The following is a 12,802-nucleotide window of genomic DNA, read 5'->3' on the forward strand; positions in this document are numbered from 1 at the left end:
CCATGTCCGAAGTAAGCCCGGAGGCTGTCGCCCGCGCCGTCGAAAGAAGACTGGCGGGGCGCATCCAGGGTCTCTCCTCCCAGCTGCAGGGAGTGGAAGAGCAGGTCGACGACGTCAAGCAGACGCAGCGTCAGACCGAGAGCACCCTGCTGAGCCTGCTGACGCGGTTCGAGGCATACGTCCGCAAGGACGAACTCGACAAGAACAAGCAGCTGGCCCAGACCCGCGTCGGCGAAGTCAAGGCCGACATCGAGCGCGACTTCGGCCACCACAACGAGGTGCGGCGCAGTGCGACCGGCATTCTGCAGGCCTTCGACTCAGGGCTGGTCTCCGAGGACACCGTGCGACAGATCACCGAGGAACTGATGATCAAGTCGCCGCGGTACTGGCTGGCCCCGGCCCTGGTGGGCCTGGCCGCCTGGACCGCCGACCGACGCGAGCTGTGCGAGCAGGCCACCGAGGAGGCGTTCCGTCGCTCACCGGCGAAGACCTCCCTGCTCTTCGCGCTGGTGCTGCGCCGGCAGGACCGGGCGGAGGCCTCCGTGCGCTGGCTGCGGCACTACCTGTTACACCAGAACCCGATGGCGCTGGGCCGTGAGTTCCAGGTGATCCTGGAATGCGCCTCGCAGGGCGCGTTCGGTCCGGCGGGCCGGGCGCTGCTGCAAGAGACGCTGGCGAAGTGGCGCGAGGACCTACTGGACGACGACGCCGTCCGGTCCGCCCAGGTGAGCCGGTGGCGCGGTGAGATCGAGGGGCTGCGGGGCCCGAGCACAACGGCCGAGTTCCCGCGGCTGGCCGAGTCCTGCCCGCAGTGGGACCGGCTCGACGCGGCACTGGTCTCGGCACGGGCCCACGCCACGCTTCTCGACCGGTTCGAGCAACTGATGGCCCAGCCGACCCCGGCTTCGGACCGGCTGGAGGACGAGATCGATGCCATCCTCGACCGGCTGGTCGGCGACTATGACGCCGAGGAGCTGCCGCTGCGCCGCACCTTGCTGTACCACGAGCTGGTGGTCCGGCATGACGGTGACGAGGAGGCCGCCCGCCGGGAGTCCGACCTGAAGGCACCCGCCTTCGACGAGACCCGCGACTACCTCACCGTGCAGTCGACCGCGGCTCTGGATCCGGCGTCCGTCGGTGCCTCACCGGCCGCTCAGAAGCTCGCCGTCGCCTCCTGCCACGAGTGGCTCGCCGAGGCGCACGCCGGCTTCGCGCGCGACTACCGAGCCGCGCTGCCCACCGCCGTCGACGTCAGGTTCGGCAAGGGGGGCAGCCGTACGGCCGACGGGCCCGGCTTCGAGCCGCCCCTGTGGACCCAGCCGATCGCCCATGACCTGGCCGACCTCAAGCAGTCGCTGCGCCGCCACTACGACCGGCACATCGCCACCTACGTCAAGTCGCTCGCATACGACGTGAAGAAGCAGCTCCAGATCATGCTGGCGGTACTGCTGCCCGGCTTCATGGTGCTGCTCGCGATCAACGTGAAGTTCGCGTTCATCGCCGTGATCTTCGCCGCCGGGGTCTGGGGTGTCGTCGTCTACAACCGCAGTGAAACTGCGCGCACCGCGCAGAACAACGCCGAGCAGTCACTGAGGCGGCGCCGGGACGACGCGCTCACCCAGCTGGGCGGCGTGCACGCGGAGTGGACGGACTGGCGCAAGCGCTACCGGGAGGCCGACGCCGGCGAGGCACACGCGCGGGCTTTCATCGCCTCCCTGGCCACGGCCGGCAACGGGGCCGCGCCCTTCGACGGACGGGTGGTCGGCGCCAACGGGTTCGCGGGCCGGGACGACTGAGCAGAGAAGGGCGATACGGTCATGACGAACGACGAGTACCAGGGGCGGCCCGGTGACCTGCCACGGTGGCGGAACCCCGGCACCGTACCGGGCCTGCCCGCCACGGGCGGCACGCCGGGGGAAGCGGCGTCGGACGCCCCGCCGGCCAGACGCCGGCAGCGACGCCTGGTGAGCGGCCTGCCCGCATGGGAACCGCTGCCGCCGGGTGAGGTCATGGTGGTACGCCCGAGGAACAATCGGTGATCAGACGCGTCCAGCCACTGGATCCACCCCCCTCGAACGAACCCGGACGCCCGGACGCCCGCAGCCACCCCCCGGAAGCGGCTGGATCCCGATCCGGTTCCCCGGAAGCCGGTAGGGCCACGCCCAGCACGGCGGGCTCTGCCGCATCCACGCCCCGCGTCCTGCGGGGGCGTAGCTGGCGCCGCACCCCGAAGGACGTCGCATCCGCATCCGGCGCCCCCAAAGCCGCGCCCGGCACTCCCGGAGGCAATGCGTCCTCGCCTCTCCCCCCGGGTCCGCGGGCTGCCCGGAGCGGCGGTGGCGCCAGTCCCTATCAGGTCTGGGCGGACTTTCTGGAGCAGTGGGCACGTGGGGACCAGCCCGACGGGGTCGCCGATCTGCCCCGGTTGGAACCCGGTGACCTGCCGGTCGACGTCTGGCAACGGCTGCTGGGCCAAGTTCGCGGCGCGGTCGAGGAACGGCTGCAGAGGGGACTGGACGCACTGGTCCGGGAGGTGAACGCCGCCCGGGACGAGTTCACGGCGGGTCGGGCCCTGACCCGGGGCCGCGTCACACTGCGGGCCGTACGGACAGTGTTGCGTCATCCCTGTCTGCCCGAGGACTTCCGAACCCCGGTCCTGCAAGCGGTCGACGACCAGATCCGCACTCTGCAGGACACCCTGGAACAGGGGCTGGACCAGCGGCTGGCCGCGGGCGACGACCCGCGCGCGGTGGAGGCCCGACGACGCACCTACCGGGACAACCCGCTCACCGCGGTCCTGGACGACCCGGCCGAAGGGCTCCCTCCGGCCCCCGCGCCGCACACCGGTGGACGCCGCCGGATCATCCGGCCCGGTTGACCCGCCGCACCGGACCGCAACCGCCCCTCAGGACACGGCCCCGAAAGCAGAACATGTCGAACTACGCCGCCAGCCAGCACGACCTGGACCGCTACCTCACCGCCCGCGTACCGGTCATCGGTCTGCGGACGATCGAGCAGCAACGTGCTCTGCGCATGGTCAAGGAGGTCGCCGGGCAGCCACGGCGCAGCGGCCAGCAGTTCTGGATCCACACGCGGGCCACCGGGCTGCGCGATCTGCGCACGACCTCCTCCGTCCTGGACGACCGGTCGTTCACCGGGGCCACCGACTTCGCCGCTGCCCAGTTCGCGGTGCGGCAGCAGGCGACGCTCGTCCTCGTGGACCCCGGAGACGTGGAGTCGGACAGCCCGCTGACGCGCGAGCTGGCCGAGCTCGCCCGGATCGCCGACGACAATGCGGGCTGTGTCGTGCTGCTCACCGACAGCCCCATCTGGAGCGGTCTGCAGCGGCTCGGCATGAGCTTGCAGCTCGATCTGCCCGATGCCGACGAGATGCACGGGATCATCGGTGACTTCCTCGACGCCCACCACGGTGTCGTCCCTGTGCACTGGAGCGGGGACGACGTGCGTCGGGCCGCGGAGTTCCTGCGGGGCGTCACCGAGGGCGAGGCCGTCAACCTGATGGCAACGCTGGTCGCGAAGGGATCGGTGGAGGCGGACGACGTCCTGGAACTGGCCCGCTCCAAGGACCGTATCTTCAACGATCTGGCTGGCTTGGAACGGCTCACCCTCAAGTCTGAGGACTACGCGGTGGGAGGCCTGAGCAGTCTGCGTGACTGGCTGGAGCGCAAGCACCGGCTGATGCACACCGACCTGCGGGGCACCGGTCTGCGCCCGCCCCGGGGCGTGTTGCTGGTCGGGGTGCCCGGCTGCGGGAAGTCGCTGTCCGCGAAGGCCATCGCTCAGCAGTGGCAGCTGCCCCTGTACCGACTGGACATGGCGAGCATCCACGGCCGCTATCTGGGCGAGTCGGAGAGCCGGATGCGGGAGGCGCTGCAGACCGCCGACCGGGTCGCCCCCTGCATCCTGTGGATCGACGAGATCGAGAAGGGGCTGGCCGGAAGCCACGATATTTCCGGGGTGAGCCAGCGCGTCATCGGGCAGTTCCTCTTCTGGCTGCAGGAGTCGGACTCCCGTGCCTTCGTGGTCGCGACCGCCAACGACGTCCGCAGCCTGCCACCGGAGCTGTTGCGTAAGGGCCGCTTCGACGAGTTGTTCTTCGTGGACCTGCCGGACGAGACGGACCGCAGGGAGATCATCGAGCTCTACTACCGCCGCTATGTCAAGACCGAGCCGGAGCCTGGACAGATCGATCGTCTGGTGGACCTGTCGGAGGGGTTCGCCGGCTCCGACATCGAGTCCGCCCTGCACGACGTCGGGGCCGAGGTGCTGCTCGGCGGGGGTGCCGATCGGCTGAGCCCGTCGTTCATCGAGGACATCTTCGCCAACACCGCGCCCCTCATCCGCAGCAATCCCGAACAGATCGAGGAAATCCGCGCCTGGGGCCGCGAACGTGCGGTCCCCGCCGGCCGACCGGCGCACGGCACCGGCCCGGTCGGCTCCCCCAACGGTCACGGCCGCCGAGTGGTCCTGCTCGGCGACGACTGAGTACGCACGGGCGCGGGGCCGCCGTCCGCCCAGACCCGCACGTCCGAGCCGTTCCACACCTGCGCAAGCCAGGACGACCAAGTCGCTCGTCTGGCGGACGTCTGAAGATGCGACGAGCGCACGCCCGGTCCGCGCAGGGCAGGAAGCGGTTCATCAGCTGCTCCAGACGCCGGTCCCGAAGCCGCCGCACGACAGCGGCAGTCCGGCCCACCGCGTCCGGCCGGCTCACCGTGGGCGTCCGGCCGTGTGCGACCGGGTGTCGTCGTGCGGGTTCTCCAGCCGGGCGAGCCGGTCCACGAGATGGCGGTAGTTGTCGGCCACCGCCCGGTGTCCTGCGGCCGCCAGCCGTTCGAGAGCGGTGTCCCCGGTGAGCAGTGCCTCGCTGAGCAGCACCGCCCGTCCCGCCTCCAGGGCTCGTACGGCACCCGGGATGTCACCAGCGCGCAGATACGCCTCGGCTGCGTCCGCGGGCAGCCGGTCGGCGATCCTCAGCCAGCTCTCCCGGTGCGGGCGCATCCCCTGGCCGCGGTATGCCGTGTGCAGGGCGTCGAGACCGAACCGGTAGGCTTCGGCCGCCTCCGGCCACGCTCCGCGCGCCGTGGCCCAGCTCCCCCAGTTGCGCGCCGCCTCCAGGGCCCAGCGCGGTCCGCGCTCCGTCCCCGACCGGCACGCCTCCTCCAGCGTCGCCGCGGCGGCCAGCCGGTCGTCCTCCGTCCCGGTGAGGCCGTGCAGGTCGCGCAGGAAGCAGCCGAGGTTGTTCAGCCGCAGCGGACGGTTCGGGGACGCCGGGGGTGTCATATCGACCGCCTCCCGCAGCAGGGAGATCGCCTCGTCCAAGTCCCCCCGGCTGCCGCTCAGCCGCCAGCGGCGCCACAGCGCGCCCCCGGTGTTGGCGGCGATCCGGCCGCGTTCCGGCGCCGACGCGGGCAGCAGCTCCAGGGCCTCGGCATGGGCGGCGAGACCCGTGTCGAGGTCGTCGGGGTCGGCGTCGCGTTCGTAGCGGTCCATGAGGGCGTTGCCGAGGTTGTCGAGGAACACCGGCCGGTCGGGGGCCGTGCTCCCGGCCAGGGAGACCGCCGTGTTCAGCAGGGCGATCGCCTCGTCCAGGTCGTGTGGCGCGTCGAGATGCTGATGGCGCTCCCGTACGGCGTTCGCCAGGTCGTTGAGGGCGCCGGCGCGGCCCGGCGCGTCCGCGGGGAGCGCGGCGAGTGCCTGGCGGTGCAGGGCGAGCGCCTCGTCGAGGTCCACGACCGAGCCCGTCGCGCCGAACCGGTCGAGCAGCGCGTTGCCCAGCCCTTGCAGCGTGTCCGGCCGCCGGGAGGCGCGCGGCGGCAGCAGCCGCAAGGCCCGGCGCAGCGCCGCCACGGCCCGCTCCAGGTCGTCGGCCACTCCGGTGGACTCGTACCGCAGCCGCAGGGCCTCGGCCAGGTTCTCCAGGTACAGCGGGAGGCCGGGGGCCTGTTCGGGCGTGGCCGCCACGAGCGTTTCCAGCTGGTCCAGGGCGAACGCCAGGTCCTCGGGGTCCCCGGTGCGGTGGTGGCGCCGGATCCTGCCGCGCGCACGGTTGTTGAGGTCCGCGGGACCGGGCCGCCGAGGGCGCAGTTCGGCAACTGTGTCGAACAGGCCGACGGAACGGTCGAGATCGGCGATCTCCCAGGTGTGCTCGTAGCGGTACGCCAGCGCGATCGCCAGAGCAGTCAGCCTGCCGGGCAGGGCCGGGGCCGCCTCGTCGGTCAGATCGGCGCATCGCTCCAGACAGGTCACGGCCTGCTCCAGGTCCTCCTCGTCGCCGTGGTGCAGATAGCGCGCGGTGAGCACCGTGCCGAGTGTGTCCAGACACTGCGGCAGCAGCAGTTCGGGGCCGTCGAGCAGGTCCACCGCGTGCGCGGCCGCCTCGAGGGCCTCCTCCAACTCGGCCCGGTCGGCGTCGCGTTCGTAGCGCTCCAAGAGGGTGCGGGCGAGGTTGTTCCAGAGGTGCGGCGAACCGGAGCGGCCCTGGGAACGATCCGCGGTGGCGGCGCGCAGCAAGACGGTCGCAGCGTCGGCCAGATCGGCGGGTGAGCCGTGGCGGGCGTGGCGCTCCAGCAGGGCGAGGGCCAGATTGGCCTGCCGCAGCGGCAGGTTCGGGGATCGGGCGGGCGTGAGCGCCACCGCCCGTGCGCAGCCCTCGGCCCAGGCGTCGAGATCGGCCGGGTCGCCGGCACGGTCGTAGCGGTGCATGTGGGCGGAGGCCAGATTCGTCACGTGCAGCAGGTGGTTGGGATCCTCGGCGGCGCCGTACAGCACGGCATGCGTGTGCAGTTCCAGGGCGCGGTCGAGCAACGCGGGTTCGCCCTCGGCGTCGTACAGGTCCGTCAGGACGAGACCGAGGTTGTCAAGGACCGTTGCGTCCCCCGGGGCCAACTCGGCAGCCGCCTCCAGCACCTCCCGCGCCCGTTCCAGCAGATGCTCGTCCCCCGTCTCGTCGTGACAGACGCGCAGGCAGTTGCCCAGGTTGTTGAGAGAGTCGGCGTCCCGGACAAGCCGCACATGCTTCTCGTGCGTCTCCAGTGCCTCGGCGAGCACCGCGAACTCACCTTCCGCCTCGAAGAGATCGAGCAGTGCACCGCCCAACTCGTCCACATGCGCGGCGACATGCTCCTCCTGCGCCAGCGCCCGCAGCAGTTCGACGGCCTCGCGGGCTGCCTCGACATCACCCGTCTCGGCGTACCGGTCACGTGCCCGGTACGCCGCCTCGGCCCGGTCGTCGGTCACGGGCACTCCCAAGAGGATGCTCGACTCACCTCGTCAGTGTGAGCGTTCATCTACGCTGAGTTCCATCGGATCGGTGAAGGAGCCGACGGTGCTGGGGGTGCTGGGGTGGACCGTTTCGCGGAGATCCGCGCGGCCAGGCGCGAACTCGACGCCGTCGTGCAGGAGATTCGGCAGCTCGACGGGTTCGAGGACTTCCTGCCCGAACCGACCGAGGAAGACGTCTACCGCGCCGCCGAGGAGCAGCCGCTGGTGTATCTCTCGGCGGCCGAACGCGGTGGAGTCGCCCTCGTCGTGCACAACCACGACGTACGCCAGGTGGACCTGCCCGTCCTGACCGCCCAGGCGGTGCTCAGCCGTGCGCGCGCCCACGACGACGCCCACAAGGCGTACGCGGCCGACCGTGCCGGACGGCTGACGCAGTGGGAGAGGTCTCTGGAGACGACCACGAAGTGGCTGTGGGACGACCTGATGGGCCCGGTCTGCGACGCCCTGCGCTCCTTCGACGGGGCCGTTCTGGTAGCCGGCGGCCTGCTCGGCCTGCTGCCCCTGCACGCGGCCTGGACCGAGGACAGGGCGACGCCCACCGGACGCTGGTACGCACTCGACGACCTCGTCCTCAGCTACGTGCCCAACGCCCGCTCCCTGACCTCGGCCCGCGCACGCGCCGGGGGCCGCGTCGAGCGGCTGACCGTGGTCGCGGACCCGGCCGGACGGCCGCCCCTGGGCTCGGCCGAGCAGGAGGCCCGCGCGGCGGCGGCCGGGTTCCCGGCCAGTACGACCGTGCTGCGCGGCCCGGCAGCCCACGCCGCCGCGGCCCGTAACGCCCTTGCCGACGCCGACGCCGCGCACTTCGCCTGTCACGGGCAGGCCGATCTACTCACCCCGCTGGACAGCGGACTGCTGCTGGCCGGCACGGACGAACTGCGGCTGCGCGACCTTTTGGCGCTGCGGCTGACGCTCCGCCTGGCCGTCCTGTCCGCCTGCGAGTCGTACCTGCCGGGCACCGTACTGCCGGACGAGGTGGTGTCGCTGCCCGGCGGCCTGCTCCAGGCGGGCGTCGCCGGAGTCGTCGCCGCCATGTGGTCGCTGCCCGATGTGCCGGCCGCGCTCCTCATGACCGACTTCTACCGGCGCTGGCGCACCGAGGACGACCACCCGGCCACGGCGCTGCGCGACGCCCAGGTCTGGCTGCGTGACGTACCCAACGGCGAACGGTTCGCCTTACTCCAGCAGGCCCTCGCCGTCGGCGAGCCGTGGCTGCCGGACGACGAGACCACCGAAGGGCTCCTGCTGGCACTGGAGTTCCAGGAGGACGACGAGCGCTCCTTCGCCGACCTCCATTCCTGGGCCGGCTTCGGATACTTCGGGGCATGACGGGCCGCACGTGATCAGAGTCGAAGCGCTGCCGGCCCATGAGGGCGACTGCCTCTGGGTGGAGTGGACGTACCAAGGACGCATCCGCCGCATGCTCGTCGACGGCGGCCGCGGGGGCCGCGGAGGCCGGCTGCCCGAGGGTCTCGCCGCCCGGTTTCGCAGACAACCGGTCGCCGAGCGCACCTTCGATCTCGTGGTGTGCACCCATCTCGACGCCGACCACATCGGCGGCCTGATACCCCTGTTCCGCGATCCGCCGGAGGGGTTCACCGCGGACGAAGTATGGTTCAACGGCGACCGGCAGATCCTCGGCGACGTCCTCAGCCACGCCCAGGCCGACACCTTCTCCCGGCTGCTGGTGGACCAGCCCTGGAACACGAGGTTCAACGGGCGCGCCGTCGCCGTCCCGGTCGGCGGTGAGCTGCCCGTATTCGACGTCTCGGGGCTGCGGCTGACCCTGCTGTCCCCGCGGCGGGGCGCCCTACTGGACCTGAGTCGGGACTGGACGCGCTGGGTTGAGGAGATCGAACGCGAACGACTCGGCCCCGAGATCTCCGCACCCCCGGACGTCCTGCGCGGCAGCGATGCCGGCGTGGCCTGGGAGGAACTGGCGTTGCGCCCCTACATCCGCGACGAGTCCGTGCCGAACCGGTCGAGCATCGCCTTCCTCGCCGAGTACGACGGCGCCCGCGTGCTGTTCGGCGCCGACGCGCACGCCGAGACCCTGTGCGACGGTCTGCGCCACCTGGACGACACCCCGTGGGGACGGCCGTACCGGGTGGACCTGTGCAAGGTGCCGCACCACGGCAGCAGCCGCAACCTCAGCCCGGAACTCCTCGCCCGACTGGACTGCCGCCACTGGCTGTTCTCCACCAGCGGCGCCCGCTTCGGCCATCCCGACCGGCGGGCCGTCGCCCGGATCGCGCGGCGGTACCAGGATCCCGTGCTGTGGTTCAACTACCTCTCGCCCAGCACCACCGAGTACGCCCGCCCCGAACTCGCCGCCGAGCGGGGCTTCCGGGCCTTCCACCCGCCCGAGGACCAGCCGGGCGCCGACCTGACGGTGACACCCGGCCAGGTGACCCGCACGCGCACCGATCCGGAGAGGGCACAGTGAACCCCGATCCCGCTCTCGTCGAACTCATCGACCTCTGGTACGAGTTGCCGGCCCTGGTAGGCAAGGACTGGCCCGAACTGCGGCCACGGCTGCTGATCGCCCTGAAGGAACTGACGACGGCACCGCCGTCGGAGTACGAGCGCCGCGCGCAGGCCCTGCTTCGGCTGCTGCTCGACCACGCCGAAGTCAGGAGGCGGCTCGCCCCGGCCCTGATCGGCAAGACCATCCCCACTGACCGGGGTGCGGGCACGGAGCGGGGCGGCGCCCGCACCCCGCCGGCCTCGCAACTCGCCCTGCGCGCGGGCATCCTGCCGCCGGGCCTGGACGACGCGGGCCGCTGGATCAACGCCGACGTCGAACCGGGCCCCGCGAATCGGCCGGGCACGTTCGTCCTGGGCTTCGACGTCGACGACAGCCCGCGCGAGGACTCCGTCTCCGAGCCGCTCAGGGACCTCGGCACCGCGGACGCCTGGCCCGCGACGCTGACCGTCCGCGTGACCGGCATCGACGCCGAGGCCGAAGCCCTCGCCGACACACTGACCGTGCCCGCCCAGGGGCCCTCGCCCGACCGGGCCCGCTTCCTGATCACCCCTGCCCGCACCGGCACCCTCCCGCTCCAGGCGACCTTCTGGCGCTCCGGCAGCCTCGTGCAGGTGCTGCACCTCAACGTCTCGGGACACGAGGTACGCGTGCGGGCCCAAGGGCCCTCCCGCGCGGCCGTCGCCGAGGTGCGCGATCGCGGCCTGTCGGTGCATATACGCCCGGCCCCGGGCGGTCGCGAGTACGAGATCGTCGTCTCCGGAGGCATCGGTCACTCCGTACGGGCGCCGCTGCACAAAACCGACAGCGCCCTACACGCGATCGCGGTGCAGGCCCGCCGTCCACTGCGGGCCGTGACCGCCGAGTGGGGCCCGCTCTCCGACGGTCCTCCCCGGACCGGACTCGACCTCCCGGACGACGTCTACAAACACCACACCCGACTGCTGGCCAAGGCGGGCTGCCGGATGTTCCGCGACCTGTTCTTCGACGGGGCCGACGCCCAACTCGAAGAGGTCGGCCGCAGGATCCAGGAGTACCTGACTGGGGCCGGCCTGCGCAGCGTGCAGTTCGTCACCGACCGGCCCCTCTTGCCCTGGCACCTGATGTGCCCGGTCGAGCACATGCGCGACGCCGACTTCGGACAGATCCTCGGCCTTCGCCACCGGGTCGACTGCATCCCCGTCGCCGCCCACGCCGGCCGGGGCATCACCGAGGTGGCCATCGACACCCAGCGGGGCCTGGACGTCACCCTCGGCCTCAACCGCGCCATCGATCTCGGCGGCGAACGCGACCTGGTCGCGAAGCAAGAGGCGTACTGGCGCGACTACGACGACAAGGGACTCGCCCGCCTCACCATCCACGACCGGCAGCAGCCCGTCTTCGACACCCTGTGCGGGACGGGCGGATCCGCCGGGATCGTCTACCTCTACTGCCACGCCGTGGCCCACGACACCGACGACGACGGACCGGCGAATCCCCGGCTCGCCGTGGAGGGCACCACCGGGGGAATCCTGCTGCGCAGCCTGCGCGACCACGGCACCGCCCTGCCCGGCTCACCGGTGATCGTGCTCAACGCATGCGGCACAGCCGTCACCTCGGCGCTGTCCACGGAGGGCTTCCTGACCCACTTCCTGGAGCGTTCCCGCGGGGTGCTCGGCACCGAGGCGGACACCCCGGCCCCCTTCGCCGCGGCCTGGGCCACCGTCTTCTTCGACCGCCTCCTGTCCGGCGAGCCGATCGGCGAGGCGGTTCGTGCCACCCGGGAGCACTTCACCGTCGTCCACCGCAATCCGCTGGGTCTGCTCTACGCCCTGTACTGCAACGGCGACACCGTACTGCGACCAGCCCTCGCCGGCGGCTGACAGCGGTTACGACGTCCGGGATTCCAGGTCGGGCAGCCCCGCCGTCTCGATGAGGCGGCGGGCGTACGTCCACGCCGCCTCCTCCACCCAGGCGGACCGCACCGTCCGGAGCCAGAACAGCAGCAGCACCAGGTCCGCGAGCACCAGCGACACCGACACCACGGCCTTGGCGAAACCGGCCGGCGCCCAGCCCACCACCGCGTACAGCACCGCCCCGAACAGACCGATGACCCCCGCGCCCAGGGCCAGCGGTCGCAGCCCCAGCGCGTTGCGGCGGAAGCCGTACTCGCGGTTCTCCTCCGCCACCAGCTCACTGCCCGGAAGCGCCCGCGCCCGGGTCCGTAGCACCGTGCCCGCCACCTCGTAGACGGCGTCGGCGCCCTCTGGGTCGGACTGCTCCTCCGCAGCCGACGGCAGCCGCAGCGGCGGTCCCGCGATCTGCTCGATACGGGCGTGCAGATACGTCAGATGCGTGGTCCCCGTCGGACCCCGCCACCGCAACAGCTGTACTGACGGCTTGCCGCCCCACTGCTCGAACAACGCCGGCTCCAGCCGCCGTCCCCGGGACCGGCTGAACTGCCCTAGCAGCAATGGCAGTCCGGACACCAGCACGAGCGCCCACACTCGGCGCGCGGCCGACCAGTCCGGCACCAGCACCACCACAGGCAGGGCCGGCGGCAGCGCCGCGATCAGGATCGGGCGGATCCTCGCCCGCCACGTGTACGGACTGAACGTACGGGCGATCAGGCCCTGTTCCACGACGGACCACCCCCTCATCGTGGCCCGCCCCCCACGGGCCCTGATGAGGAATACCCCAGCCGCCGTTGCCGTATCCGCCGTTCTGGGTCCGTCCGGTGGCCACCGGGCGCTCAGCCCACGTTCCGCCCACCGAATCCAGTTGTGCGCCGCGTCCACGTCATCTACTCGGACGGGTGAAGTCGCAGCCCGCGCAGAACCCCGCCCGGGCCAGGTTCGTCATGCCGGGCATGAGACCGATTCACGACGCGCACGTCGCCGAGCCGGGCCTGGCCGTGATCGAGGTAGCGGCCTATGACGAGGCCACCGCCTTCGCCGTCCAAGAACTGCTCGCCACGCGCCGGTGAACGCGCCGAAGGCGCCCGTCAGACCACCCCGGAGGGCCGCCAGGCCC

General features: G+C 71.9%; 10 protein-coding genes. 8 read left to right on the forward strand and 2 right to left on the reverse strand.

The genetic code is table 11. The annotated features are described in order from the left end of the window. The first annotated feature begins 2 nt into the window (after positions 1-2). From LN251_RS27190 to LN251_RS27205, 4 genes are all read left to right on the forward strand, one after another. On the forward strand, positions 3-1,796 hold the full coding sequence (locus LN251_RS27190; RefSeq protein WP_458246825.1) for a hypothetical protein: 1,794 nt from the start codon (positions 3-5) through the stop codon (positions 1,794-1,796). A 21-nt stretch (positions 1,797-1,817) separates the two neighbouring features. Further along, on the forward strand, positions 1,818-2,039 hold the full coding sequence (locus tag LN251_RS27195) for a hypothetical protein (RefSeq protein ID WP_458246826.1): 222 nt from the start codon (positions 1,818-1,820) through the stop codon (positions 2,037-2,039). Positions 2,040-2,425: 386 nt separating this feature from the next. After that, a complete protein-coding gene (locus LN251_RS27200) occupies positions 2,426-2,878 on the forward strand; it encodes a hypothetical protein (RefSeq protein WP_458246827.1) in 453 nt (150 codons plus the stop codon). A gap of 53 nt (positions 2,879-2,931) precedes the next feature. Further along, complete coding sequence (locus LN251_RS27205) at positions 2,932-4,506, forward strand: AAA family ATPase (RefSeq protein ID WP_458246828.1); 1,575 nt, start codon at positions 2,932-2,934, stop codon at positions 4,504-4,506. Between the two features lie 225 nt (positions 4,507-4,731). Here LN251_RS27205 and LN251_RS27210 read toward each other — a convergent pair whose 3' ends face one another. Continuing rightward, entirely contained in the window at positions 4,732-7,260 is a 2,529-nt protein-coding gene (locus tag LN251_RS27210; protein ID WP_458246829.1) for a hypothetical protein, read from the reverse strand. A gap of 105 nt (positions 7,261-7,365) precedes the next feature. On the opposite strand from LN251_RS27210, the gene LN251_RS27215 reads away from it, so the two are divergent. The 3 genes from LN251_RS27215 to LN251_RS27225 are packed head-to-tail and all read left to right on the forward strand — an operon-like array spanning position 7,366 to position 11,652. Next, positions 7,366-8,634, forward strand: a complete 1,269-nt coding sequence (locus LN251_RS27215; protein WP_458246830.1) for a CHAT domain-containing protein — start codon at positions 7,366-7,368, stop codon at positions 8,632-8,634. 10 nt (positions 8,635-8,644) lie between these two features. After that, positions 8,645-9,751 (forward strand): ComEC/Rec2 family competence protein, encoded by a 1,107-nt coding sequence (locus LN251_RS27220; RefSeq protein ID WP_458246831.1) that lies wholly within the window; start codon positions 8,645-8,647, stop codon positions 9,749-9,751. Then, entirely contained in the window at positions 9,748-11,652 is a 1,905-nt protein-coding gene (locus tag LN251_RS27225) for a hypothetical protein (protein WP_458246832.1), read from the forward strand. Before LN251_RS27220 ends, LN251_RS27225 begins: the two co-directional genes overlap by 4 nt. 6 nt (positions 11,653-11,658) lie before the next feature. Here LN251_RS27225 and LN251_RS27230 read toward each other — a convergent pair whose 3' ends face one another. Continuing rightward, the gene (locus LN251_RS27230; RefSeq protein ID WP_458246833.1) at positions 11,659-12,411 is read right to left on the reverse strand and encodes a hypothetical protein; all 753 of its coding nucleotides are present in this window, start codon (positions 12,409-12,411) and stop codon (positions 11,659-11,661) included. Positions 12,412-12,638: 227 nt separating this feature from the next. Between LN251_RS27230 and LN251_RS27235 the strand changes: the two genes are divergently transcribed. Beyond that, on the forward strand, positions 12,639-12,755 hold the full coding sequence (locus tag LN251_RS27235; protein WP_458246834.1) for a DUF6207 family protein: 117 nt from the start codon (positions 12,639-12,641) through the stop codon (positions 12,753-12,755). Positions 12,756-12,802 lie beyond the last annotated feature (47 nt).

This window comes from Streptomyces sp. MAI_2237, assembly GCF_054189285.1.

Bases quoted from the DNA above. Each gene is read 5' to 3' on its own strand.
- LN251_RS27190 (WP_458246825.1), top strand. From the start codon at position 3: ATGTCCGAAGTAAGCCCGGAGGCTGTCGCCCGCGCCGTCGAAAGAAGA.
- LN251_RS27195 (WP_458246826.1), top strand. From the start codon at position 1,818: ATGACGAACGACGAGTACCAGGGGCGGCCCGGTGACCTGCCACGGTGG.
- LN251_RS27205 (WP_458246828.1), top strand. From the start codon at position 2,932: ATGTCGAACTACGCCGCCAGCCAGCACGACCTGGACCGCTACCTCACC.
- LN251_RS27235 (WP_458246834.1), top strand. From the start codon at position 12,639: ATGAGACCGATTCACGACGCGCACGTCGCCGAGCCGGGCCTGGCCGTG.